Annotated in this window: 19 protein-coding genes and 2 pseudogenes; 11 read left to right on the plus strand and 10 right to left on the minus strand. The window is 71.6% G+C overall.

The window, feature by feature from the left end:
* Positions 1-386: pseudogene (locus tag FM051_RS44590) on the minus strand (MarR family transcriptional regulator); the annotation flags it as partial.
* 428 nt (positions 387-814) lie between these two features.
* On the opposite strand from FM051_RS44590, the gene FM051_RS44595 reads away from it, so the two are divergent.
* The 3 genes from FM051_RS44595 (at position 815) to FM051_RS44605 (ending at position 3380) form a co-directional block, all read left to right on the plus strand.
* Positions 815-1951: a hypothetical protein gene (locus FM051_RS44595; protein ID WP_238412898.1), complete on the plus strand. Its 1137-nt coding sequence runs from the start codon at positions 815-817 to the stop codon at positions 1949-1951.
* 28 nt (positions 1952-1979) lie between these two features.
* Positions 1980-2870 carry a restriction system modified-DNA reader domain-containing protein gene (locus tag FM051_RS44600; RefSeq protein ID WP_158851201.1) on the plus strand — a complete coding sequence of 297 codons (891 nt, stop codon included), beginning with the start codon at positions 1980-1982 and terminating at the stop codon, positions 2868-2870.
* A 90-nt stretch (positions 2871-2960) separates the two neighbouring features.
* Complete coding sequence (locus FM051_RS44605; RefSeq protein ID WP_158853145.1) at positions 2961-3380, plus strand: hypothetical protein; 420 nt, start codon at positions 2961-2963, stop codon at positions 3378-3380.
* Positions 3381-3462: 82 nt separating this feature from the next.
* Here FM051_RS44605 and FM051_RS44610 read toward each other — a convergent pair whose 3' ends face one another.
* The 9 genes from FM051_RS44610 to FM051_RS44650 all read right to left on the minus strand — a co-directional run bounded on the left by FM051_RS44610 (position 3463) and on the right by FM051_RS44650 (position 16676).
* Positions 3463-4233, minus strand: a complete 771-nt coding sequence (locus tag FM051_RS44610; protein ID WP_158853146.1) for a hypothetical protein — start codon at positions 4231-4233, stop codon at positions 3463-3465.
* Between the two features lie 580 nt (positions 4234-4813).
* The gene (locus FM051_RS44615; protein WP_158853178.1) at positions 4814-5743 is read right to left on the minus strand and encodes a C40 family peptidase; all 930 of its coding nucleotides are present in this window, start codon (positions 5741-5743) and stop codon (positions 4814-4816) included.
* 58 nt (positions 5744-5801) lie between these two features.
* Positions 5802-6863 carry a replication-relaxation family protein gene (locus tag FM051_RS44620; RefSeq protein ID WP_158853147.1) on the minus strand — a complete coding sequence of 354 codons (1062 nt, stop codon included), beginning with the start codon at positions 6861-6863 and terminating at the stop codon, positions 5802-5804.
* Between the two features lie 94 nt (positions 6864-6957).
* Entirely contained in the window at positions 6958-9480 is a 2523-nt protein-coding gene (locus FM051_RS44625; RefSeq protein WP_238413122.1) for a DUF8128 domain-containing protein, read from the minus strand.
* A gap of 164 nt (positions 9481-9644) precedes the next feature.
* On the minus strand, positions 9645-11576 hold the full coding sequence (locus FM051_RS44630; RefSeq protein WP_158853149.1) for a VirB4 family type IV secretion system protein: 1932 nt from the start codon (positions 11574-11576) through the stop codon (positions 9645-9647).
* Positions 11576-12835, minus strand: a complete 1260-nt coding sequence (locus tag FM051_RS44635; protein ID WP_158853150.1) for a PrgI family protein — start codon at positions 12833-12835, stop codon at positions 11576-11578. The genes FM051_RS44630 and FM051_RS44635 overlap by 1 nt, the downstream gene beginning before the upstream one ends.
* Positions 12832-15168: a TrbL/VirB6 family protein gene (locus FM051_RS44640; RefSeq protein WP_238413118.1), complete on the minus strand. Its 2337-nt coding sequence runs from the start codon at positions 15166-15168 to the stop codon at positions 12832-12834. Before FM051_RS44640 ends, FM051_RS44635 begins: the two co-directional genes overlap by 4 nt.
* A gap of 3 nt (positions 15169-15171) precedes the next feature.
* Entirely contained in the window at positions 15172-15489 is a 318-nt protein-coding gene (locus FM051_RS44645) for a pilin (protein ID WP_238413119.1), read from the minus strand.
* Positions 15490-15689: 200 nt separating this feature from the next.
* Positions 15690-16676 carry a hypothetical protein gene (locus FM051_RS44650; RefSeq protein ID WP_238413120.1) on the minus strand — a complete coding sequence of 329 codons (987 nt, stop codon included), beginning with the start codon at positions 16674-16676 and terminating at the stop codon, positions 15690-15692.
* A gap of 596 nt (positions 16677-17272) precedes the next feature.
* Between FM051_RS44650 and FM051_RS44655 the strand changes: the two genes are divergently transcribed.
* From FM051_RS44655 to FM051_RS44680, 8 genes and pseudogenes are all read left to right on the plus strand, one after another.
* Positions 17273-18376: a hypothetical protein gene (locus FM051_RS44655; RefSeq protein WP_158853151.1), complete on the plus strand. Its 1104-nt coding sequence runs from the start codon at positions 17273-17275 to the stop codon at positions 18374-18376.
* Complete coding sequence (locus FM051_RS44660) at positions 18373-19599, plus strand: TRM11 family SAM-dependent methyltransferase (protein ID WP_202919374.1); 1227 nt, start codon at positions 18373-18375, stop codon at positions 19597-19599. The genes FM051_RS44655 and FM051_RS44660 overlap by 4 nt, the downstream gene beginning before the upstream one ends.
* Positions 19596-20141: pseudogene (locus FM051_RS52600) on the plus strand (DNA cytosine methyltransferase); the annotation flags it as partial. The gene FM051_RS44660 and the pseudogene FM051_RS52600, both read left to right, overlap by 4 nt.
* Positions 20142-20235: 94 nt before the next feature.
* Positions 20236-20595: a hypothetical protein gene (locus FM051_RS52605; protein WP_238413123.1), complete on the plus strand. Its 360-nt coding sequence runs from the start codon at positions 20236-20238 to the stop codon at positions 20593-20595.
* A 62-nt stretch (positions 20596-20657) separates the two neighbouring features.
* Positions 20658-20972, plus strand: coding sequence for a hypothetical protein (locus tag FM051_RS52610; RefSeq protein WP_238413124.1), 315 nt, complete (start codon positions 20658-20660; stop codon positions 20970-20972).
* A gap of 14 nt (positions 20973-20986) precedes the next feature.
* Positions 20987-21946: an adenine nucleotide alpha hydrolase family protein gene (locus FM051_RS44670; protein ID WP_158853153.1), complete on the plus strand. Its 960-nt coding sequence runs from the start codon at positions 20987-20989 to the stop codon at positions 21944-21946.
* A 1046-nt stretch (positions 21947-22992) separates the two neighbouring features.
* A complete protein-coding gene (locus FM051_RS44675; protein ID WP_158853154.1) occupies positions 22993-23187 on the plus strand; it encodes a hypothetical protein in 195 nt (64 codons plus the stop codon).
* Complete coding sequence (locus FM051_RS44680) at positions 23184-25142, plus strand: recombinase family protein (RefSeq protein WP_158853155.1); 1959 nt, start codon at positions 23184-23186, stop codon at positions 25140-25142. Before FM051_RS44675 ends, FM051_RS44680 begins: the two co-directional genes overlap by 4 nt.
* The last annotated feature ends 184 nt before the right edge of the window (positions 25143-25326 follow it).

Consider the following 25326-nt stretch of genomic DNA (forward strand, 5'->3'; position numbering starts at 1 on the left):
TGGTCGTCCGTGGGCTGGTCGTCGGTCGGCTGGTCGTCCGTGGGCTGGTCGTCCGTGGGCTGGTCGTCGGTCGGCTGGTCGTCCGTGGGCTGGTCGTCGGTCGGCTGGTCGTCCGTGGGTTGGTCGTCCGTGGTGATGGACCAGCGGTCGGCGGGGCGCGAACCCCCGTCGGCGATTCCGGTGGTGCGAGTGACGAGGCCGTCCTTCTCCCAGCGGGTGAGGAGCTTGGGAGCGGTCGATTTGCCGATTCCGGCGGCGGTGGACAGGGCGGCGGCGGTGCTGCCGGGGTTGTCCCGCAGTGCCTGCCACAGCTTCTCCTCGGTGTCCGTGCGCGGCTTCGCCGGGTCGGGGACGGAGCGCAGGGTGCGGGTCGTGGTGGTGGACATGACTACCTCGCAGTGGTGACGTGTCGGGTGGGTGGTCATGCCCCGGCCGGAGCGGGTGCGGCCCCCGGTGCGCATCCGGTGGTTGTCGGGCCGCACGACTATGGACGCTTCCTTCGGCGCATGAAGTCAAGCGGTACATCAAAAAAACACTTGTCTCGTGTGGACGGACACCGATCCGCCTGTGTCGTTGGTACAAACAGGTCCACTTCGTTCGCGCATCACGCACCGGCATTGACATCCCGGTCCGCACGAAGCGTCCATACACGTCAGCCCGACCGACAAACCATTGGGAACAAAGGGGGTTGACGAATGCGCGACTTTCCCGCGCTCTCGCCGTGGGGCGGCCGGCGGTGCCGGGCCCGCGGTGCACACAGCACGGAACGGCGCCTCGCGTTCACTAACCACGCCGCGCCGCAGGGGAAATCGTCATGACCGCCGTGACAGCGCGGGACGTGCCCGAGATCCGGGCGCGGATGACCGACTGGGCGCGAGATCCCGGACTCGACGGGGCGGGGAACTGGTTCCGCTTCTTCCTCGGTCCCAGCCCCGACGGAGCCACCGAGTCCCGTGTGTTCGACCGTATCGACGACGTAGGAGCCACGATCGCGGGCACGCTCGCGGTCCAGTTCCCGGCGGCTGAATTGTTCTACGTATCCGCCGACATGACCGACCTCGCCCGCCACGCCGCCGACACGCTGACCGACTACCGCCTGCACCCCGAGGACCTGCCCGCCCAGGTCGGCCTGATGGTCTACGAGCACCCACCGGTAGAGGGAACCGCCGGCGCGCGCCACGACGACGTCTCGGTCGTCTCGTGGGGACCGGGACGCGGAGGCTTGTGGGCGCACACCTGGGCAACCACATCCCCATCGCAGCGCGGCATCGTGCGGATCGGCCGCACGCTCGCACAGGCACCCCACGACGAGGTGCTGGCACGAGCCAGAACAGCCGCCACGCGCGATCTTCCCGAACCGTCACCGGAGAACAAACCCTCCGCCGACGCGGAGGTCGCCGACCAGGCGGCCGACCACATCCTCGCCACGTTCCTGCCGAACCTGGAGCGCGCCCCGGTGCCGCCGTCGTTCGCCCCGCCGCACGGCTACGAGTGGTGCGCGCTCACACCGATGGAGTTCACCGAGATGCAAGGCTGGCCGGGCGGGGTGTCCGGAGGCGAGTCCACTGTCGACACCGACGCCACGGTCGCCTTGCAGCGCACCATTCTCGCCACATGGCTGCTGATGGGACAGACCCTCGTGCGCTCGGAGTCGATGACCGCGCCTCGCGCCGCCCGCCGCCGGATCGAACGCCTCGACCCGGTTCTGGACCCCACCGTGCGCTACATCGACCTGCGGCGCGCCCGCACCGAGCCCCCCGACCGCCCCGACGACGACTTCGGGAAGGGCACGCGGGAGTACCGGCACCGGTGGATCGTGCGCGGTCACTGGCGCAACCAGTACTACCCCAGCCGAGGCGACCACCGCCCCATCTGGATCGACCCGCACTTCGCCGGTCCCGAGGACAAGCCGTTGCTCGGCGGCGAGCGCGTGAACGTCCTGCGCCGATGAAACCCAACCGCTGCACGACCATCCGACCTTGAAGGGCACCACCGTGACCACCGGATCCAACCCTGTCCCGCCCCACCAGTCGGCCGCTGCCGCGCCGAACACCGACCAGCGCACCGATGACCCCGGCGTGTCCACCGCGACGCCACAGCCCGACGAAGAGACGGCGTTGCTGCGCTGGGAAGGACTGCCCGTCGACGCGACGGTGCTCGTGCCGTCCCTCGGCCCCACACCGATGCGCACCCCGCACGACGCCTGGGCGATGCTCGTACTCGCCGTGGACATCCTCGGCGACGTCGACCCCGACACCGCCGGACAGGTCGCCCTGTTCACCGCAACGTGGCTGCGTGGTCGGCCACCGGCCGACCTGCACGACGGCGACCTCGTCATCCGACTGACCCCTCCCGACCAGGACCCCGACCTGCCGGAGGGCGACGAGCACGCCGTCGACGTGGAGATGCTGCTGGCCTATCGAGGCCGGTGGTTGCCCGTCGGCCGCTGGTCGGGGATGGACGAGCGCTGGCCGTGGACCCTCGCTCCCACCGCCGCCGCCGTGATGAGCCTGTACGTCGACGCCGCCGAGACCCTCAGCCGCGACATGGTGCTGAACTCCGAACGGCCGGGCTCCTCGCCGTTTCGGTGGGCGGGCACCGTCGTGAGCGACCTGCTCACCGCCAAACTCCTGGAGGTCGGCGACGAGCTGGTGTGGGACCGCCGTGCCGGCCAAGTCCGCCACACCGCCCGCATCCGCATGGACGGCACCTTCCTGCTCGCCGACGAACGGGTCTTCGCCACCCCCTCGGCCGCCGCGACCGCACTCGGCGGCAAACACCACCACGGCTGGAGCGCGTGGCGGCGGACCGCCGACGGCCGCGCCCTGGACGACCTGCGAGCCGAACTGCGCGCCCCGCACGAGCGGTAACCCGCCACCACCGTCCGGGGGACCTCGCCCACCGCCGTCGGGTTGTCCCGCGGGGCACACCCCGACGGCACCAGCCAAGGGAGACTCGCCATGCCCGAACCCGAATTCCCGGTGGATCTCCTGGTCGTGTGGGGCGCGCGGGTCGACAGCGAACGCGGCTACCGACTGGAGGCCATCGCCGTGCAGCTGTCCGACGACATCGTCTCCCTGCGCGAGAACGGCGGCCTTCCCCACCACGTCCGCACCCGCATCACCGTCCTACCCCGGCAGCGCATCCTGGAGATCCTGGTCGAGGGCCTGTCGGTCGAGACCGACCCGGACCGCACCACCAGCCGCGAGGTGATGAACACCCTCTTCGAACTGGCCAGCGACCACAACATCATCACCCTCGACGCCGCCTCACCACCGCTGTTCACCCAGCGGATCATGCTGGTCGACCACCACGGGCACCCTTTCGCCGCCAAGGTCGGCGCGGGCATGGGCAAGCTCAAGCCGTTCATGCCGCGATAGAGACAACTGGTGAAGTGACGTTATTCGAACGCTTCCGTATTCCTCATACCGGCCTTCGATGCCTGCAAGCGTCTCGTTTGGGCTACTCGTGGTCGTGCGACCTGAGCATGGCGTAGAACTCGCTGTCGTCCACCATCTCCTCGGTGACTACGTAAGAGCAGGCGAAGCACGTGCCGATCTCGGAGCCGTATCGGAGTACCTGCGAGATCACCAGTGAGTTGTGTCCACACATGTCGCACCAGCCTAGGCCCAGGCTGTCGTACCGTTCCTTTGGATCACTGGGAAGCGCGTCTTCGGAGCGTGCTGCACGCTTGGCGATCTCGTCTTCGCCGACGAGTTCGATGTATGTGGCAACGCGGTCGTACTCGGCAGCCGCCGCCGTGGCGGCGGCGATCTCGGATTCGCTGGCATGAGCGTCAGAAAGGACGCCAAGTGCGGGATGCATGTCGAGACCCCGCAGGGCTTTGACAGCTTCTTCCAACAGCGCCTCGGTTCCCCCGTCGCGGCCGTGGCGGATCGGTTGCGTGTCATCGACCGCACGGCAGAGAGCGGTGAGATCGACCTCCACTCGGATAGCAGGTTCATCGGGCGGAAACGGGAGAGGCTCTAAGACCGCGATGAGCCACTGATCGCTGTCGATCTTCGACTTCACGAGCTGGATCAGCTTCGAGGCTGGCTTCGTCTGCTGATTGGTCCATAGCTCCTCGCCTGGCCAGTCCGAAGCAACTATCGCCAACAGCCCGTTCGTCAGAGCAGTGTCGAAGAGAGACGCGGCACCGGGTACCGCACCGTCGCCAAGCGCGACGGTGTGGATCGCATACTGGCGCTGGCGATGCTGCTGAACATCCGGCATGGACGGGCTCCGTTCCCGACAACAGTCGCGGCCCTGGCCGGTCGTCAACTGGGGTGCGCTGATTCTGCTTCGGCGGTTCGACAAGCGGCAACCGTATTGAACCGTCCCTCAACGGTGAGACTGGACAAGCGTACGAAAGGCAAGGTAAGTGCTCCAGTCGGTCTGGGCGTAGGTGGCCCAGGTGATGCCGGTGTTGATGTTGATGTCGAGCAGATGGGCGAGCACCGCAGCAGGCAGGTCGGCAGCCAGGCGGCGAGGGCGGCGCTGCGGGCGCGGCGCAAGTGGACCTGCAAGGGGTCGCGGAGACCCCGGTAGAGGCCGTCACGAGCCGGACGGCCGGGAAAGCCGCCGGGAAACAGCAACGCGACGTCACCAGGATGGCCGCGGCCGATCGCCGAGGCAGTGTGTGCCTGGTCGCGTTGGACGAGCACGAGTGTGGCGACGGCGGGCGGGAGCCGGAGTTGATGACCGCCGTAGCGCAGCCACAGGTCAACGACACGCCGACACTCGACGGGCAGAATCGCCAAACGGCTTCGACATGGGAAGATCGGTCAGTCGTCGACCGTGCGCAGTGTTGCACTTAATGCAATAAATCCCGATTCGCTGGGCGGGTCGCCCCAGCGTAGTCGTCGCCGTTGTACCGGTAGTTGTCGATCTGTACCGGTTGGCCGAACGTCGGCGCGTTGATCATGAGCCCGCCGCCGATGTAGAGGCCGACGTGGTGGATGTTGCCGGGTGTGCCGTAGAAGACGAGGTCGCCCGGTAGCAGCGGCTGCCCGGCCGGAACTTTCGGGCCCGCGTCGAACTGGGTCTGGGCGGTGCGCGGAAGGTTCACTCCGGCGGCGGCGTAGGCCGCCTTGGTCAGCCCGGAGCAGTCGAAGCCCGCGTGGCCGCCGTCGGGCCCATTGCCGCCCCACACGTAGGGCAGTCCTCGTTGCCCGCAGGCGTAGTTGATCGCCGCGAAGGTGATGGCGTTGGGGGCCTGGATGGCGTTGCAGTCGCCGTTGCCCACGCTGGTCGCGGCGGCTTCGGCGTACTTCGCGGCTTGTTCGAGGACGTCGTCGACGTACCAGTCGGCGTGGTTGTAGGCGAAGATCGCCGCCCGCAGGTCGCCGCGCCGTACTCCGTTGTCGCACAGGAGGAAGGCGGCGGCGTGGATGGCGTCGTGCGGGTTGTACCGGGAGGGCGGTGAGGCGCCGCCCGGCGGGAGCTTGTGTTGGGCGGTGACGCCGTCGAAGGTCGGGGCGAGGAACTGCATGGGCCCGCCGGCCCCGGCGGAGTTCTCGCCCTCGTGGACACCGGGCAGCCGGGAGCGGCCGTGGTCGGTCTCGATCTTGCCGATCGCGGCGAGCACGGTCCAGTCCAGGCCGGGGCAGTCCGGGGCGGCGGTGACGTAGAGCAGGCAGTACTCGGGCGGGATGTCCGCGATCGGCTTGGTGCAGTCGACGGTGGTGTTCGACGAGCTGCCGAACAGCGCGTCCACCACCGCACTCACGCTCTGACCGATCATCACGGGGATGAACAGCAGCACCGCGGCGGCACCGATGGCGATCTTGGCGAGCACGGGCTCACCACCTTCCCGGTTGGCCCGACCCGCGCGGCGCCGTGGCCGGCGGCATCGGGGAGGGCGGTGGGGACAGCGGGTGCGGCGAGTCCGGTCCGAGCGCGGCCTCGCCGCTGGTGGCCACCGGCGGCGGGACGTGCGGCCAGGCGTGCGGCAACTCCACGAGAGCCCGGCGACGGGCACCTCCGGCAGTCGTGTCCAACGGCAGCCAGACCTCGTCGGCCGGACTGGGGTGGGCGGCGTCGGGGTTGAGCAGTTCGGCGGCGGCGGTGGCGACCGGGACCGAGCGAGGGTCGTCCAGCTCGCGCCAGGCCCGTGCCAGCAGCCGGCGCGCGGTGGCCTCGCGCCGCGAGGTCGGCAGCCACACCAGCAGCGGCGTCGTGATACCCGTGGCCTGCGCGAGCGCGGCGTAGCCGGCCAGTTTCCCGGCAAGCTTGGCCAGGACCTCGGTGCCGAAGTCGTACTCCAGGAACCACTCGACCTGCCGGTCGCCGGAGCGCCAGCGGCCGTAGCCGTCGGGCTTGACCAGGTCGCCGAAATGCTTGGCGCAGCGGGTCTCCGACCACCACGCCGCCAACGCCGTCTGCTCGCCGGGTGCGGGGTGGCGGGCGCGGTCCACCAGGGCGGTGAACCACTCGTTGACGCCGACGGTGTGCGCCAGCCGCAGGCTGTGCGCGACGCCGAAGACCCGGTCGTGCCGGTAGCCCATCTCCTTGACGTCCACGCCGTCCTCGGCGGCGAGCACGGCCGCGCCGGCGGGCGCCAGGACGTAGTGCATGGGCGCGGTGCCGACGGTGACGAACGGCTGGAACCGGTCGACGACGCCCCACGTGTAGAGCTCGCGAAGCCGCATCCGCCCGGACCGGAAGCTGGGGAACGCCAGGGCGGTGATCTGGTGGGCGGTGAGGACCCGGTGCTCCCAGAGCATCCGGGCGATCCACTTGTCGCGCGGGGTCAGCCGCCACGCCAGAACGGCCTGGTGCTCGGCGGTGTTGGCAGCGCGCGGGTGGGGGCGGGTGGGCTTGTGGCCGCGCAGCGCGCGCTGGCGGGTGGGGTTGCTGATCATGCTGAGACCTCCGGACGGGCACGGCGAAGTCGTCCCGGCGGGTGCCGGGGGCGAGACGGGCGGGTGAGAGGCGACGAGGTGGTGAGCGGGCGGGTCAGGCGTTGCGGCGCGGGTCGGCGCTGCGTGGGCGCGCCACGGGCTCGATCCGGCTCGTGGGACCGGACCGGTCCGACGGCCCCCGCGACGGTCGGGCGCCGACCTCTTGGGCGGCCTCGGTGGCGCGTGTCCGCGCGGCGCGGCGTGCCACGGCGCGGATCTCCCGGGCTCGGCCGGGGACGGCGGGCGGGAGGGGTTGGGTGCGCAGGGTGAACGGCTGCGCTTCCTCGCCGTTCACTACGAGCCGGACGGCGGCGTGGTAGACGCCGAGGTGCGCGAGGTCGTGGTCGGACAGCCGCGGCGCGGTGTGCCGGGACAACTCGCGCGAGTCCTCCGGCGAGGCGTTGAAGAAAATCTTGCTGCGGGCGTTGGTGGACATGCCCTCCCGCAACTCGCGCGGAAGCTGGCCGAGGTGCTGGTGAGCCAGCGTCATCGCGACGCGGAACCCGCGGGCCTCGGCGAGCATGTCCTCGATGGGGTAGGGCATGTTGAGGAAGTTGTGACACTCGTCGATCACCAGGCTCGCGTCGCGACGCCGGCGCTGCGGCGTGCGGGCACGGCCGGTGGTGGCCTGCCAGGCGCGGGCGACCACCAGCGACCCGATCAGCCGGGTGGTTTCCTCGCCGAGCGAGCCTTTGGGGATGCGCACCAGGCAGATGCCGCCGTCGAGAACCTGGCTCATGTCGACGGTGGAGTGCCCGCCCGCGATGGCGTCCCGGACAAAGGGGCGCAGCAGGAAGGCGCGGAGTTTGTTCATCAGCGGACTGATGACCTGGCTGCGGCTGGAGTCGGTGAGTTCCTCGTACCAGGACCAGAACCCGCGCAGGACGGGGTCGGTGATCCCGGCGGTGACGCGGCTGCGGAACGCCTCGTCCGCGAGCAGCTTCGGGAGATCCGCGAGGGTGGCGACGCCCTCCTGGGTGCGCAGGGTCAGGCAGGCGGCACGCATCACGTCGTCGGTGCGCGGTCCCCAGAACGCCGAGTACACCCGCCGGAACACGCTGACCAGGTTGTCCACGGTCAGGTCGGTCTCCCCGCCGTCGAGCGGGTTCAGACACGGTGGCCGGGACTTGCTGTCCGCGTCGAAGATCACCACCCGGTCCGCGGCCGAGCGGGGCAACCGCGAGAGGACATCGGTGACGAGGTCGCCCTTCGGGTCGATCAGCACGATCCCGCGGCCCGCCTCGGCATCGGCGAGGATCATGTTCCCGAGCAGGGTCGACTTGCCGGAGCCGGTGGCGCCGATGACGTGCAGGTGGTGCCGGGCGTCGGGCACCCGCAGCGCGACGGGGCGCTCGTGACCGGTGTCGGTGACGCCGATCGGCTTGGCCTCCGGTCCCGGTGTGGCGATGCCGGGCGGTGGGGCGATGGCGCGGGCTCCGGCGCGTTGGATGCCGGGGATGGCCTCGTCGGTGGGCAGGTGGGCGATCGCGGCCAGCTCGGGCACCGACAGCAGGTCGCCGCGCCCGAGCCGCCGGGAGTCGACCACGCGGCCGGGATGGCGCAGGCGGTGGCGGGTGTAGTGGTTGTGCTCGGTGTAGGAGGCGAACGACGCGGCCAGCGCGTGGGCCCGGCCGCGGGCCACGTCCCGGGCCGTGCGGACCTCGCCCTCGCCCGCGTCGGCGGGCAGCAGGGTCGCCACGGCGTAGCGCACGACGGTCTCGAACTGGCTGCCGCGCTGCTTGCCGACGATGGCGCGGTTCTGCGCCGCGTACTCCAGCGAGGTCTGCGGGTCGCTGTGCAACGCCCCGGTCGTCGTCCGCGCCGCAGCCGGGCGCCGCGCTCGGGTCGCGCCGGGGGTGACCGCGTCCAGCAGACGACCGACCAGCCGCGCCGAACTGCCGGTGTGGACCCGGCGGGCGGCGCGGCGGGCTCGTTGGACGCGGCGGCCGGTGACCGGGCGGGCCAGCACCTGTACGCAGGCGTACTCGTCGCGGGCGAGCCCGACCGGCGCCCCGATCAACGCCCGGATCGGGTCGGCGTCGAACGCCGACCGGATGGGCAGCGCCTCGGGACGCGCCAATCGCAACTCGCCGCCGACCACCAACCGCCGCCGGCCCTCCGAGGGTGCGGGCAGCGGCGGCTCGGCGGGGCCGACGCGGGTGTGCGCGCCGGGCCAGGCGGCCTCGACCGCGCGTTCGACCAGGCCGGGCGGGATGACGCCGGGCACCCACAGTCGGATGGCGACCCCGGCCTCGGAGAACACGTACTCGCACGCCACGTGCGGCTGGCCGGTGAACGCTCGCCGCCACCCAGGGCGCAGCAGCCCGACGAGGTTGGACCACAGCGCCGGTCCGCCCGCGGGATCGACGGTGGGCGGGGCGAGGACGGTGACCTGACGGGCGTCGGCGAGCAGCAGCTCGTGGCAGCGCCGCGTCCACCACCGCCGGCCGAGCACGATCCCGGCGATGAGGACCGCGAGGACGGGGGCCGCGATCGGGCCCCAGTCCAGCGCGAGGTCTCGCAGCCGGGCCAGCAGCGCGAGTAGTGCGCCGCCGGGATCGCGTAGGTAGTCCTCCATCCACCCGGTGGCGACAGGGGCCGTCGAGTGCGTGGGCGCGATGGTGAGGAGGGGTGTCTCCGGTGGCTGGTCGAGGGCAGGCGATACCCAGGTCAGTGTTGCGGGCAGCATGAACAAGTCCCTTCACGGGAGATGTGCGTACGAGGTGTTGGTGCGCGCGCGGGTCAGGCGGCGTCGAGGTGGACCTGGTCGTCGTCTCCGGAGTCGGAGCCGAACTCGTCCCCGTCGAATCCCAGATCGACGAACGCGGCCTCGGCCTCATCTACGGGTTCGGCGGTGTTGGCGTAGGCGGCGAGTTCGGCCGGGTTGCTGGTCACCAGGTAGTGCTCGGTGGGCGAGGCGATGCTCTGAAACGCCACCCGCTGCGTTCCGGCCGACAGCAAGCCCTGGCCACGGTCGGCCGACAGCAGGAACGCGCGCTCCCCGGCGGACAGGTCGAAGGTCTGGCTGATCTCGTCGATCGCCTGCGACGCCTGCCGCAGCAGAATCTGGGTCGCCGCGTTCGCCACGACCGCCTTGCCCAGATCGCTGCCGAGCACGTCGGCGGTGTCCTGGGTCGCGACGGTCAACCCGGCCCAGTGCTTGCGGGACGCCTTGGCCATGCGGAACAGGAACTCGGCGCCGGACTTCTCCTTCATCAGCAGCCACGCCTCGTCCACCACGACCAACCGCGGGCGGCGGATGGCAGGGTTGGACACCCGCCGCCACACCGCGTCCAGGGTGAGCAGGGTGCCGATGCCCTTCAGCTCGTCGGGCAGGTCGCGCAGGCTGAACACCACCAGGTGACCTTCGGGGTTGACGCTGCTGGGGCCGTCGAACAGCTGCTTGAACGCGCCCTCGACGAACGGGTGCAGCCTCGCCGCGAGCTCACCCGCGGCCCGGTCGCCGGCCTGCTCGGCGCCCGCGAGCTGGTCCCGCAGGACCCGCAGCGTCGGTGACGGCCGGGTCCAGGTCCGGGCATCGGCGGTGATCCCCACGCTCTGGTACGTCGCGGCGATCGCCCGGTCCAACGCCGCCCGCTCCGCCGCCTCCAGCTCACCACCGACGAGGACGGCGATGACGGTGTGCAGGAACAGCGACCGGCGCACGAGTGCGTCCTTCGGGGCGGTGCGGCGGCCGTCGGCGCGGGTATGGATCGGCAGATCGAACGGGTTGAGGCGGACGCCTCGCGCGCCGAGGTGCACGTAGGTGCCGCCCACCGCGGCCGCCAGACGGGCGTACTCGTCCTCGGGGTCGACGACGGCGATCTCGATGCCCCGGTACAGGCTGCGCAGCAGCTCCAGCTTCACCAAGTAGGACTTGCCCGCGCCGGAGCGGCCGAGGATCACGGAGTTGTGGTTGTGCATCCCGTCGCCGAACCGGTCCCAGTGCACCAAGCCTTGGGAGCCGACGTTGTAGCCGTAGAGCACACCCGACGGCGCGGCCACGCTGGTCGGGTCCGGGGCGGGGAGGTCGGGGCTGGTGAACGGGAACGCCGCCGCCAACGCCGAGGTGTCGAACGTGCGGCGCATCCCGATGAGGTCCAGGCCCATCGGCAGCGTGGACACCCAGCCCTGCAGAGACCGGTAGGTGGTGTGCTTCGCGTCCAACAGCAGCGAGGCACACAGCGATCGCAGCGCGGCCACCTCGTCCGTCAGGGCCTTCTCAGTGGCGGCGTGGATCGTCAGGTAGAGCCCGACCCGGAACAGCTTTCCCTCACCGCGGGCCACCCTCGAGCTGAGGTCGTAGGCGTCTTCGGTGGCGGCCTCGACCTGTGGGTCGAACAGGCGGCCGTGCTCGGCGGTGTGCCGCCGCCCGGCCTCCAGCTTCGCGAGCTGCTTCTTCAACCGCGAGGCGGCGGTGGCGGGGTCGATCGGCTCGATGTGCACCGAGACGTCCAGGCGGCCGGGGTAGGTCAGCAGCGGCGCGAGCCAGCCGGGGTGCACCTCACGCGGGAAGCCGACCACGGCGAAGCTGGAGACCCATTCGCCGCCGACTTCCAGGTGCCGCGCGGCCACCGACAGGGCATCGGGGGTGAACGCGGCGGCTGCCGACGAGGCTGTCGCCGGAGCTGCCGGGCGGTGGTTGCCACGGGTCTTGCGTGTGCGGGAGGCCATCAGGACCGCCCCCTCTCGTCGTTGTAGTCGTCCGGGTAGTCGTCGTCCTCGTAGTCCCAGTCGTCGCCGTACTCGTCGCTGTCCGCCGACTGCCCCGACGGCGCGCGGCTGGGCGCCGTAGTGGTGTGCGCGAAGTAGGAGCCGTCGTCGACGTCGTCCTCGGCAAGGTCCGCGCCGGAGGTGGTGATGACCTCGTCCGCGCCGGCCAACCCCGCCGAGGGCGGCAGCAGGCTGTCGGGGTTGCACGCCGAGGCCAACACCGCCGTCGCCTGCCCGGCGTCGAGCGGGGTGACCACGATCCCGGCAGGCGACAGCAGCTCGATCGCCTCGCCGAGACGGCGCACCAACCGCGACTCCGCCGCCCGCCGCGCCCCGGCGTCGACCTGTCCGCCCGCCTGCTTGCGGCGCTTGCCCGCCATCGACCCGAGCACCGCCAACGGGCCGGGCCCGCCCAACCCGTCGGTCGGGGCGGCGACACCGAGCGGCTCGCGCAGCACGAGCAGCACCTGGCGGCGCAGCAGGTCCGACTGCCGGCCGAGCTGGACCAGGTAGTCGGCGTGCTCGACCGCGGCGGCTTCCAACGCGGGGTGCGGCAGTCCACCCGCGCGCTCGCGCAGCTCCGCGATCTGGGCGGACAGGTCGAGCCGTTCGGTGCGCACGAGCACCTGCACCGGCGCGGTCAGCGAGTGCAGGTAGCGGCCGAACGAGGCGACCAACGCTTCCTGCTCGTTCGGGGTCCGCAGCGCGAAGTTCACCGTCGAGGCGACCGCGACCACCGCCAACCCGTCGGCACCCAGATCGACCACACCGGTCTCGGTGACGGCCTCGGCCGGCAGCCGCAACGCCGAGGGCGAAACCTGCTCGGGCTGCCCGGTCCGGCCCTTGCCGCCCTTGCGGCGACCCGCAGTCTGACCCGTGGTCCGGTCGGCGTCCGGGGTGAGCCAGGCAGGTGCCGGGCGCACGCCCTCGGGTGCTGCCACCCGGTGCCGGGGAGCGACCCGTTGCCGGATCGCGGCGAGGAGCAGCTTGTCCATCGGCACGCCGTCGCGCTTGCCCAGCGCGAGCATCGCCGAGGCCGCGCCGACCGGGACGGCGAACGCCGCGAACACCGGGATGGGCACGAGCGTGCGGGTGGCTGCCCAGATCAGGTAGAGCACCGCCCCGGCGGCGGCGAGGATGGCCAGTTGGCGTGCGGTCAGCGGCCCGAGCACGCGGTCGTGCATGTCGACGTCGGCCGGGATACGGACAGGAGCGGTCATGAGGTCTTACCTCCTGGCTTGGGACTCGGCCGCGCCGCCGGCGGCGGTGACGGTGGTGAGCTGAACTGCGGCATCGCCGGCGGCTTGGCGGGCTTGGGCAGGTCCAGCGGCAGCCGCAACTGCTGCCCCGTGCGCGGCGCGGGTCGAGGAGGTGCCGCTGGTGGCGGCGTGGGTGCGGACTTGGGCGCGGGAACGCGGCGGACTCCGTCGAACGGCAGCGGGTACTGGCCGCTTCGGGTCGGCCGGTTGCCCTTGTAGGGGTCGAAGGGAAGCTCCGGCTGCACCGCCCGGCGCCCGGTGGGTCGTGGGGCCGCAGGCGGTGGCGGACTCGCCGGGCGCGGTACCCGGCGCACCCCGTCCAGCGGCAGCGGGTACTGCCCGGACCGCGTGGGGCGGTTGCCCCGGTACGGGTCGAACGGCAACTCGAGCTGCCGGCCGCCGCCCTTGCGGTTCGGAGGCCGGCCGCCGGTACCGGTGTCGCCGGGCGAGACCGGGGGCGGGGTGGTGCGCTGGACGTCCAACGGCAGCCGGTACTGCCCATCGCGACCCAGGACCGGCTTGTTCTCCGGCCAGTCGTCTCCGAGTGGCAGGGCCAGTTGGCGTCCCTGCGCGGTCGACGGCTTGGGCTTCGGTCCCGGGGTCGGCTTCGGTGTGGGCTTGCCCGTCGGGCGGGTGCGGCGTACGCCGGGCAGCGGCAGCACGTACTGGCCGCCGGAGGTGGTGCGCGGGGTGGAGTACGGGTCGGACGAGCCGCTACCGCCGTTGTTGCTTCCGCCGCCGTTGCCGCCTCGGCCGCCGCCGGACGGGCGGGGCGTGGGGCCCTTGCCGCCGCCACCGCCGCGGAAGAAACCGAAGAGCCTGTAGGCGACGAAGGCGCGCACCAGCGACCCGATCAGACCCCGTCCACCGCCTCCACCCCGGACCGAGGACAGCACCCAGAACGGGATCTTGAACAGGATGTACATCAGCGCGAGCGCGACCAGCAGGTTGACCAACCCGGACGCGGTCGGGCCGAAGAGGGTGAACCCGCCCGGGGCGAGGAACACCTTCATCGCGGTGATCAACGTCAGCGACTGACCGAGCTGGATCGCGAGGCAGCCGCCGTAGGCTTTCCACCACCAGTAGGCGATGCCCTCGGTCTGCGGCAGGGCGTGGAACATCAACGCCAGCGGCGCCCCGGCGATCAGGATGATCGTCAGCGCGACCCGCACCACGTAGGTGACGAGCAGCGCGACGAGCATCCCGGCGAGGAAGATGCCGATGAAGTGGATCCAGATGCCGCCGGTGAGGCTGTTGAGGACGAGGTCACGCAGCGTCTGGCCGGCGGTGTGGGCGTCGACGCCGCCGCCCATGATGGCCTCGACGCCCGCGTTGGCGATCTGGATGCCCTTGGTCGCCACCCACAGCGACAGCGCTCCGGCGAGGAACCCGACCACCAGGCGCGGCGCGAGTTCCTTGATGGAGTGGCGGGTCTGGACGGTCTGGTAGCCCATCGCGATGACCCCGGCGATGAGGACGAGCAGGCCGTAGGAGACGAGCAGGATCTGCCAGGAGTTGTCCCACAGCTCGCCCACCCCTGGCAGCGAGTCCGGCATCGGCGTGGTCAACAACGTCTTGGACAACAGGTCCAGCAGCGGGTTGAGCGCCTCGGTGACGATGCCCCGGAAGAAGGCGTTGATGGCCTCGGTGATGCAGGCCCCGATGTCGCTGATGCCGCACTCGCGCTCCGGTTCCTCGCCCTGTCCGGGCTGCCCGGTGCCGGGGTTGGTCGGCGGCGTCGTGGTGGCACCGGGTTGCGGGATGCAGCCCACTCCGGTGCACGGCGGCGTCGTCGGCGTCGTGGACTGGTTGAGGCACTCGTACTGCAGCGAGCCGGGGAAACAGGTGACCGAGGTGGGCGGCCCGGTGGGCATGGGCAGCGGCAGCCCGGTCGGGGGTGGCGGTGTGGTGGTCGGCGTGGGCAGGGTGCAGATCGGCGGTGCCGCCGGGCCCGCGCACGGGTCCGGGTCGACGGTCGGGATGGGCAGCGGTTGCGCGGCGGCGGCCGGTGCGACCGGCGAGCCCGAGTCCGGGCCGAGGGCCGCGGCGGCGAGGGTGCCGCCGAGCAGGACGACCAGGCTCACCGCCAGTGCCGGCAGCGCCCGGCCGCGCGTCATGCGGGAAAGTCGCACCGCCCGGCGGGCCCGCCGGGGGCTCGCGGCCGGAGGCGCGAGCATCTCCCGGCGGTCCGCCGACGCCGACCCGCCCCGCGTGTCCCGCGCCGCGATGCGCGGCGAGTCGACGCCTGCGCCGACCGATGTGCGGCGTGTGGTGGACCTGATCGACGGGCGCATCGGTCAGGCCCCCACGATGCCCTTGAGCACGGTGACGACCAGCGGGGCGAGCGCGGCCAGGCCGTAGCCGATCCCGGCGGCCTTGAACGCCTCCTTGGCCTTCTCCTGCTCGCCGGGGTCGCCGCCGCCGAACACGCGGCGGACGCCCCCGATGGTGAGGAACACCGTCGCCAGCCCGGCGAGGATGCCCATCAGCCAGTTGCGGATGTTGGTCAGCAACGCGTCGACACTGGCCACCTGCGCGAGCACCACGGTGTCCGCGTGCGCGGTCGCGCCGGAGGTCAACAGGGCCAGCACGACCAGCTCGGCGACCAACAGCACGCGACGGCGGGTGTTCCGGCCACGACCGATGATGGCGTCAGAGGTCGGAGGTGTGCTGCTGTCAGTCGACCGCCGGCGCGGGTCGGAGCAGGTGGACAGGTGGACTCGCGGGGCCGCCTCGCGGCGGCCGAGGACAGCCCCGCGGTCACGCCGGCGGCCGGCGGGCCGACGGTCGGTGCGAGGACGGACTGGGGTTCGGGTCAGGCGCATCGCGACACTCCCGGAGTCGAGCCCGACAGCCGCTGCGGCGGCTCGGGCGAAGAGGTGGTGTGCGCGGGGGTGGCTGGTTTCCTCCCGCACCCCTGAACTCCGGAAAATCGGCCCTGCGGGGACACGCGATCTCCGACTTTCTTCGCCGCGTGCGTCGACAAGTCAGTAACTGGGCGTGACGGTTCGACGGTCGCGGTCGCGTGGTCGGCGGCGTCGGTGATGATCACCGTGTCGGCCACCTGGGTCGCCAGATCGCGTTCGCGTGGCCCGGCGTGCGTGGCGTCGGGTGCGTCGTCGAGCAGGTAGGCGACGAGGCGGTGCTCGGCGCGCTGGCGCGCCTTCTTCGCCGCTTGGTAGGACAGGTCCCGCTCGGCCGCGGCGTCGGCCAGCGGCACACCTTCCAGCCGCGTCGAACCGATGAGTTCGGCCTCGGTCGACGTGATCGCACCCTCGGCGACGGCGCGCGCGAGGACGAAGTCGGGGTGTCCCCACGGAGGCGGCGGCAGTGTCGAGCGGAACCCGTGACCCGAGGGCACCGGCGCGTCGAGCGCCTCGCGCACGGCGGTGTGGCCGGAGCGGTAGGCGGCCCACCGCAGCCGCAGCATGATGCGCGGGCGGCGCAGGTCGATCTCGCCGAGTTCGGCGACGAACCCGGCGAGCACGGCGGCGTGGATGTCGCTCGGGTCACCGGCGAAGCGTGCCGACAAGGTGGCGGCGATGGAGGTCAGCGCGGGCAGCGCGACCCCCACACAGCCGACGGTCCAGGCGCCGCCCTCGGTACGGGCGAGCAGGACCAGGTGCGCCCACACCGCGTCCCTCAGCGTCTGCGGGCAGCGGCGGCGCAGCAACCTGTCTCGCACCTCGTTCAGCGGTACCCGCCGCGCCGGCAGACCGGGGAACAACCGGCCGTCGACCGACACCGGATGCGGCCCGGCGACCAGCCACTCGAACGCCGACCGGGCGGCGTCCAACGGCATGCAATCGCGCTCGAAACCAGAGCGCGGAATGGCGTCATGCGAACACATGAAATGACTCCCGAAGCGAGTCGGAAACAACGACTCGCCCAGGACGCCACGGCGGGTAGTACCAACCGCTGACCAAACTGGTACCGGACTAGTACCGCAGAGGTACCGGCGAGGTACCGGTGATCTTCAGGCCCTCTCGGAGGCCACCTCAAGATCGACAGCGGGTGCCCTTGTGGATCACTTGCGGCCTACGGGCAAGATCGGAAACGAGAGGTTGGTAATAGCCGTTTAGCTGCTGTTATGTGGTTGCGGTACTAGTTCGGTACCAGTTTGGTCATAGCTGTAATCGGGCTGTCACGGCTTGTGGCCGGCCCGCCGGAGCGGCAGCCGAGTCGAAGCGGAAGAAATCGAGCCGGTCCTCCATCGGCGGCCGGGTTCTCCGCTTACGCGCGGACGCGCACGCGAGCCTCCACCGCTGTTCGAACGGCCGTGAAAGCCGTCGAAAAAAGTCGGCGACCGCGTGTCCCCAAAGGGCCTGTATTTCGGAGTTCAGGGGTGTCATCAGCGCCTCGCATCGACGGGCGCACCCGACCTGCGAAGGGACACCCGTGACCCAACCCGACCACTCCGGCCGCCGCTCGCCCCGCCGGCGCGGCGACTCCACTCACCCCACGCCGGCCCGGCCCGGCGGGCGCCGGGAGGTGGAGCGCCGACCCTGGCCGACGGCCCCGACCATCACCCGCGTCAGCCCCGGCAAGCCCACCACCGGCAGTAGCCGTTCGCGGTCGCGCGGCTCGGCCTCGACGCCCACTCCGGCGACCGTCTGGACCGCCGGTCCCGCCCCGATCGACCTCGACGCCACCTGGCCCGTGGCGCTCGTGGAGCGGATCGTCACCGCCTTCAGCGAGCCCGCCGCACGGGTCGTGCTCCTGGCCTGGCCGACCCCGAACCGCGACCGTCCGAGGCTCGCTCCGGTGAGGGGCGACAGCGCCATTAAGGGCGTCATCGACCACGCGCCCGGAACCGAGTCGGACCCCGAGTTGGCCGACGCCGTGGCCGCCGTCGAACGCCTCGACCGCGCCGCCCGCGTCGAACGCGTGCCCGTCGATCCGACCGCGTCCGGCCCGGCCTCCCGACCCTTCTGGGCCGACCTCGTCGGCGGCTCCGGGCCGGTTCCCGCGACCGTCCCGACGACACCGGCGGACGCCGTCGACGTGCCCGCGCCGGACGCGGCGACGGGGACCTTCGACGGTGCGGACCTGATCGTCACCAGCCTGCCGCCCGAGCACTCCGGCGACCACGGAACGGACCTCGTCGCGCTCTTCGCCGCCCGCCTGCTGCGGATCGGCGGCATCCTCGCCGTGCTCACCCACTGTGACTGGACGACGGGTGAGCTGACGGACCCGACGGGCGCGGTGGTGACCGCCGGGCAGAACGCCGACCTGCTCTACCTCCAGCACATCGTCGCCCTGCACGCCCCCGTCCGCGACGGCCGGTTCCACCTCGCCGACGACCACCCCGCAGACGACGCCGCCCCCGACCCGGACGACGGCGACGAGGCCCTCGCACGGCACCGGGCGCTGGTGCGTGGACTGCCCGCCCCGCATCGGCGCATCCACTCCGACGTCCTCGTCTTCGCCCAGCCACACGACCACCAACCGCCGCCCCCGCTACCCACGGACACGGCCGAGCGGGGCGGAGACCTCCGATGAACGACGCGCCGAACTCCGACCTCACCCACCCCGGACCACACCGCAAGGAAGGCACGCCCGTGACGCACGACGCCACCACCCCGCCCACGGCCGACCCCTCCACCGACACCGTCGGCGGGTCCCTCGACGAGCCGACCGAGCGCATCCCGCGCGCCCTCATCACCGCCCTCGACACCCCGCCCACCGCTGTGGACAACCCTGTGGACAAGCCGTCGGAGAGCGGGTCGCGCGACGACCGTTCGGAGCCGCCCGCGGTGTCGGTGTGGACCACCGCGCAGTCGTCGCCGGCCGCCCAGCGCAAGAACACCTACACCGCCGACTCGACCGCGCACCCGGCCAAGATGCTGCCCGAGGTCGTCCGCCACGCCGTCACCCACTACACCCGTCCCGGCGAGCTGGTGCTCGACCCGATGTGCGGGATCGGCACGACTCTCGTCGAAGCCGTCCGCCTCGGACGCCGCGCCGCCGGCGTCGAGTACGAACCCCACTGGGTCGAGGTCGCGCAAGCCAATCTCGACCTCGCGCGAGAGCAGGGCATCGACCACGACGCGCGGGTCTTCCACGGCGACGCCCGCCAACTCGTCACCCTGCTGCCGCCCGAATACGTCGGGCAGGCGGCGCTGGTGGTGACCTCCCCGCCCTACGGTCCCTCGACTCACGGCCAGGTGTCGGCGGTGCCGGGCGTCGGGGTGCAGAAGTACCACCACCTCTACGGCAACACCCTCGACCGCGGCAACCTCGCCAACATCGGCCACCACCGCCTGCTGGCCGGGTTCACCCGCATCCTCGCCGCGTTGCGCACCTTCCTGAAGCCGGGCGGCCACATCGCCATCACCATCCGCCCGTGGCGCGAACACGCCGAGTTGATCGACCTGCCCTCGCAGATCCTGGCCTGCGGTCGCGCGGCCGGGCTGATCCCGGTCGAGCGCAACGTCGCGCTGCTCGCCCGCGCGGCCGAGACCGACCTGGTGGCGCGCGGCAGCTTCTTCCAGCGCGACTTCATCCGCAAGCAGCGTGAGCAGGGTCTGCCGCTGCACCTGATCGCCCACGAAGACGTCCTCGTCTTCCGCACCGCCCTGCACCGGACCGCCGCCGGTGAGGCTTTCGGTTCGTCCTCGACGAGCGTGACCGACCTCCGGCAGGTCCGCGCCGCGGACACCCGCCGGTCGCCGTCCACGGCGAACCCGAGCGGCGGCTCGGCTGAGCGGAGGCGGGCGGCATGACCGGCCGCGCCCACCGCTCGTCACGCACACGAGCGGCACGTCCGCTCGCCTTCGCCCCTGTCCCGGCGGTGACGCCGGGGCAGGGGCGAGGTCCCCGGCTGGTCGCCGACTCCGGTCCTGTCGTCGGGTCGCTGTGCACCGGCTACGGCGGTCTCGACCTCGGGGTGCTGGCCGCCCTCGGCGGCGGTCGGATCGCCTGGGCCGCCGACCCCGACCCGCACATCCGCCGGATCCTCGACGCCCGGATGCCGGGCACACCGAACCTCGGCGACCTGCGCGCCATCGACTGGACCCGCGTGGAACCGATCGACGTGCTCGTCGCGGGGTTTCCCTGCCAGGACATCTCCGCCGCGGGCAAGCGCGCGGGCATCGAGAAGGGAGTCCGCAGTGGGCTGTGGGCCGACATCGTGGCGGGTCTTCGCGTACTACGACCCGCGCTCGTCGTGGTGGAGAACGTCGCCGCGCTTCGCTGGCGCAACGGCGGACTCCACCGTGTACTCGGCGACCTGGCCGAAGCGGGGTATGACGCGGCATGGCGTAGCGTCCGCGCCGCCGACGTCGGAGCCGCCCACCGCAGGGAGAGGGTGTTCCTGCTCGCCTGGCTGCGCGTGCCCCGAGACGGTCGGCGAGGCGGGGATGCCGCCGACGCCGACCGCGCACGACGGCTCGTCGAATGGCGTCAGCGCCACCAGCGGGCAGGGCGGCCCGTCACTGCCGGCCCGGCTCCGGTTGTTGCCGACCCCACGGGCCTCGGACACCGGCACGGCGGGCCGCAAAGCCGGGACGGGGTTCCGGCCGCCGCTGTCGCAGCAGGTGCTCCCGCTGGCGGACCCGCAGGCGCTGCTGCCGACGCCACGCGCCACGGACGGGACGAAGGGCTGCCCGGCACAGCGCGGGTCCAAGGGCGACCTGATGCTGCCCTCGGCGGTCATCCGGCTGCTCACCCCGCAGGTGCGGAACCAGGGCGACGACACCGGGGCCGAAGGCATCTCGTAGCGGTTCCCGACCTCGACTCCGAGCCGAGCCCGGCATCCGGCACCGGATCGCCGTCGGCGTCGGTGAACTGGGGTGTCTACGAGGCGGCGATCCGCCGCTGGGAGACGGTGCTCGGCCGCCCGACGCCGCACCCGACCCAGCCCGGCAACCACGGCCGCCCGGTGCTCGCGCCCGCCTTCGTCGAGCACCTCATGGGCCTGCCGAGCGGCTGGGTCACCGACCTCTCCCTGCCCCGCACCGCGCAGCTGCGGGCGCTGGGCAACGGCGTGGTTCCCCAGCAGGCCGCCCACGCGGTCTCGCTGCTGCTGGACGACCTCGCCGAACTCCTCAACACCGACCACCGGTCCGAGACCGGGCAGGAGGTGGCTGCGGCATGACCGTGAGAAACGCAGTGAGAAACACAGCGGCGCCTGATCAGGGGCCGGCGTTGCGACTGCTGTCCCTGGGCGCCGGGGTGCAGAGCACGACGGTGCTGCTCCTGGCGTGCGAAGGGGAGATCCCGCGCTTCGACGTGGCCCTGTTCGCGGACACCGGCTGGGAACCCCGCGCCGTCTACGCCAACCTCGAACGGCTCGCCGCGCACGCCGAGAAGAAGGGCATCCCGGTGCGCCGGGTCTCGGCCGGGAACATCCGCACCGACGCCCTCGACCCCAAGCACCGCTTCGTCTCGATGCCCCTGCACACCCTCAACCCGGACGGCTCGCGAGGGCTCGCACGGCGCCAGTGCACAAGCGAGTACAAGATCATTCCACTGAAGAAAGCGACGCGCGAACTGTTGGGCTATCCGCATCCGCGTCGGGTGCCGCGCGGGGTGTTCGCCGAGCAGTCCATCGGCATCAGCGTAGACGAGATCGGCCGCGCCAAGGACTCCGGGCTGCGGTTCCTGCGCAACGTCTTCCCGCTCCTCGACCTCGGCTTCGACCGCGCCAGGTGTATGGAGTTCCTTGCCGAGCGGGGCTTCGGGGAGACGGTGAGATCGGCCTGCGTCGGATGTCCCTTTCACGGCAACTCGGGCTGGCGCTGGGTCCGGGACCACGACCCGGCGGGCTGGGCGGAGGCGGTCGAGTTCGACCGGGCCATCCGCCACGGCTACCCGCACGCCACCACGCAGGGCCAGGAGTTGCGCGGGCAGTACTTCCTGCACCGCTCCTGCATCCCGCTGGACCAGGTTGACCTCGACGCGCCCGCGAAGGGCAGACGGCATCTGCGGCTGATCACGGCTGAAGCGGCGAGCGGCCCGAACGTCGACGAGGACGGCGACCCGGACGGCTGCTCGCCTTGGTCGTGCCGCTCCGGTGAGCCGGTCACGGCCACGGCCACGGACAGCGGCCACCGGGAGCGTGCGGCATGAGCGCCGCCCTGCGCTTCGCTCTGGGTGGCACACCCGACCGCTCGCCTCACTGACCCCGCAGTCGGCGGTCACGCCCGGCACCACCGGCTGCCTACGCACCTCCAGCGTCCCCGGTGCCGGACGTGTCGAGCGCTGCTCGCTCGCGCGGACACCTCCGACTTGTCACCGAACCCGTACGGCAGCCGTCCGAACCAGAGTCCGGCGTGGCGTGCGGCCTGACCGGGCCCACGGTCGACACCCCGGGTGCGCGGCCGTTGGCACGCCCCAGCGGGCGGTGCTGCGCCGGAACCTGCCGGGAACGGGGAAACACCCGCACACGGCGGTCGGCGCGGTGGCGGGGCAGCACGAGTCCGCCCGCCACCGCGCTTGACCGTCTCGGGTCTACGGAGCGTGGATACACCTGTGCCGATCAGCCGAACGGCATGCAATCCCAAGCCCAGTAAGAGAAAGAGGTCGATGATGGCGGCACACTCTGCCTGCCGAGGGCCCGCTGCGGCGCACATCACCCCAGTCCGCGTGGCGTCCTATCGCACAAGCGCGGCAGCGGACAACGCGCCCCGCTCGATCGAACGACAACCGCGCGCGGTCTGGGCCGCGCCGGCCAAGCAAAGCGTCCCGATCCACACAATCACGCCGCCACCCGCGACCGCGTACCCGCACAACGCCGAAACGCGAGCGCGGTGGCGACGTGGGGTGGGCGGGTGGGGACTCGACAGCGACACCATCCCTGCCTCGCATCGACGTCCCGGCGGAGCCGGCCACACATACCGCCACCGGAACGGGAAAGGCCACCGGCGATGACCAGTCCCGACAACCACGGCCGGCACGAGCGTCTCGACACCATCGGCGATCAGCCCACCCCACGGAAGGACGCCCATTCCCGACGAACCAGGGACTCAAGCCGGCCACCGGGGCTTCCCGAACATCGCCCCGCACGGCGACCGCCTACCCGACGCCGCGTCGACTCCGACGACAACTCCCCAGCGACAGCACGTCCTGCCGGACGCCAACGGCAGGCACGACGGCGACCCACCGTCCCCGCCGGTGTGGACGCGGTCTGCGACGGCCTGACGGTCTCCTTCGACATCCGCTACGTGGACGGCGCGGAAGGCGACCGGGTTGCAGCCGCCCAGGTCGACGCCATCGCGGCGTTGCTGAACTGGCTCGCCCACCGCGAGGACACCGCCGCCGCCCCGGAACCGAACGCGGCCGACCACACGAGCCAGGAGCGAGCAGCATGACGACCCGGCACTCCGACTCAGCCCCGCCGGCCCTGCGCCGACGCGCCGACGCCGACGGCGACATGGCGGCGCTCGCCAGCCTCGGCGGCGGCACCGAGGTGCCGGTCGCGGTCTTCCTGCGCACCTCCACCCGCGACCTCCAGGACCCCACCCTGTCGCTGCCCCGACAGCTGGAGAACTGCCGCAAGGTGCTGCCGCCCGGCTTCACCATCGTCGCGTTCTTCTACGACGTCGAGTCCTCCCGCAAAGACCTCGACCAGCGCGGCCTGGGCAGCGCCCACGAGGCGTTCAACATCCCCATCCCCCGCGACGGCGGCCTGGCCGACCTGCTCGCCGAGGCCCAGCACCCCGGCCGCCGCTTCGAGGCCGTCGTAGTCGAGGAGATCGAACGCGCCGCCCGCTGGACCTACCAATCCACGCAACTGGAACACACCCTCGAACGCGCCGGGGTGCCGCTGTTCGCCGCCGACGAAGGCCCGATCTCCATCACCGAGAAGCGCGCCACCCAGATCCTGGTGCGCCGGATGAAGCAGGGCGTCGGCGAATGGTTCCTGCGCCACACCCTGGAACAGTCCTGGGACGGCTTCCGCGAACACACCCGCCAAGGCTGGAACATCGGCAAGCCCTGCTACGGCTACCTCGCCGAGCGCCTGCCCCACCCCGTCGCCGCCAAACGCGAAGAAGGCAAAACCAAGTCCCGCCTCATCGTCGACCCCGAACGCGGACCCACCGTCACCCGGATCTACAACTGGCGACACGACAAGAAACTCGCCTACAAGGTCATCGCCGAACGGCTCAACCTCGACCTGGACCGCTACCCGCCGCCCCAACCCAACCGACGCGAGCGGGCACGCAACCACTGGACCGTCTCCGCGGTCCGAGAGATCCTGTGCAACCCCAAGTACACCGGCTACATGGTCTGGAACCGCCGCGCCACCAAGAAGGGCGGCAAAGTCAACACCCCCGACAAGTGGATCTGGTCGCCGGAGCCCACACACGAACCGCTGGTCACCCTGGACCAGTGGAAGGCAGTCCAGGAGATCGCCAAGGCCCGGCAGGGCTCCCGCATGGCCGGGCCCAACCCCCACCCCGCCACACGCCGCACCTACGTGCTGCGCCACTACGTCCACCACACCCAGTGCGACAAGCGCATGTTCGGCAAGACCCGCCGCGACAACGCCTACTACACCTGCCAACCCCAACTCGACCGCGTCGGCAACCCGCAGGACTACGCCGACCACCCCCGCTCCGTCTACGTACGAGAAGACCGCCTACTCGACGCCGTCCAGACCTTCTTCACCCAACGAGTCCTCGGCCCCGACCGCACCGTGCACCTTCGACACCAACTCGCCAAACAAGGCACCAGCCGGCGCGACGACCACCAACAGCGCATCGCCGCCATCGAGAAGACCATCGCCGACCTGGCCCGACGCCAGGACAACCTCATGGACGAACGCGAGACCCGCACCCTCGACGACGGCGACGAGATCGGCCGCGCCTGGGCCGAACGCCTACGCGCCCGCTTCGCCGACCTGGAGAACCAACGCCGAGCCAAGCAGGCCGAACTCGACGAACTCCGCACCACCGCCGAACGCGAACAACCCCAACACCCCGAACTGCTCGACCTGCTCCCCGCGGTGGCCCTCGTCCTGCCCGACGCCCCCGACCCGCTCCAGCGCGCCCTCTACGAAGCCTGCGGCATCAAGATCTACTACGACCACAACACCCGCCACGTCACCATCCACGCCACCCTACGCGCCGACACCCTCCCCGCCATCGAACAAGCAGCCACCGCCATCGCCATGACCAGCCCAAACAGCAAGCCACCGACCCGGACGCAGACCACCACGACTTCAGGTGATGATGTTGCCCATGTTTTGCGTGTCCTGCCGGGGGCACTCACCTTTCGCCGGGTGAATCAGGCCCTGGCCAGCGGAAACGCGGCCGGGGCCTGATCTTGTTCCGTCCGGCTGTGTCCGGCTCTGTCCGGCCGATTGCGGGCGTTTCTGCCCAATAGCTGCCCAAGTTCGCCCGCTCTCGGGCGGGTTCACCACACCGTTCCGTACAGGCGCACCAGGACCGGCCGCGCCGTTCCCAGCGGAACAGCCGACTGTCGTCGGTGCCGAGCTCCTCCGGGCG

The sequence above is a fragment of the Saccharothrix deserti genome (genome assembly GCF_009769385.1).
In the GTDB taxonomy this organism is placed as follows: Bacteria; Actinomycetota; Actinomycetes; order Mycobacteriales; family Pseudonocardiaceae; genus Actinosynnema; species Actinosynnema deserti.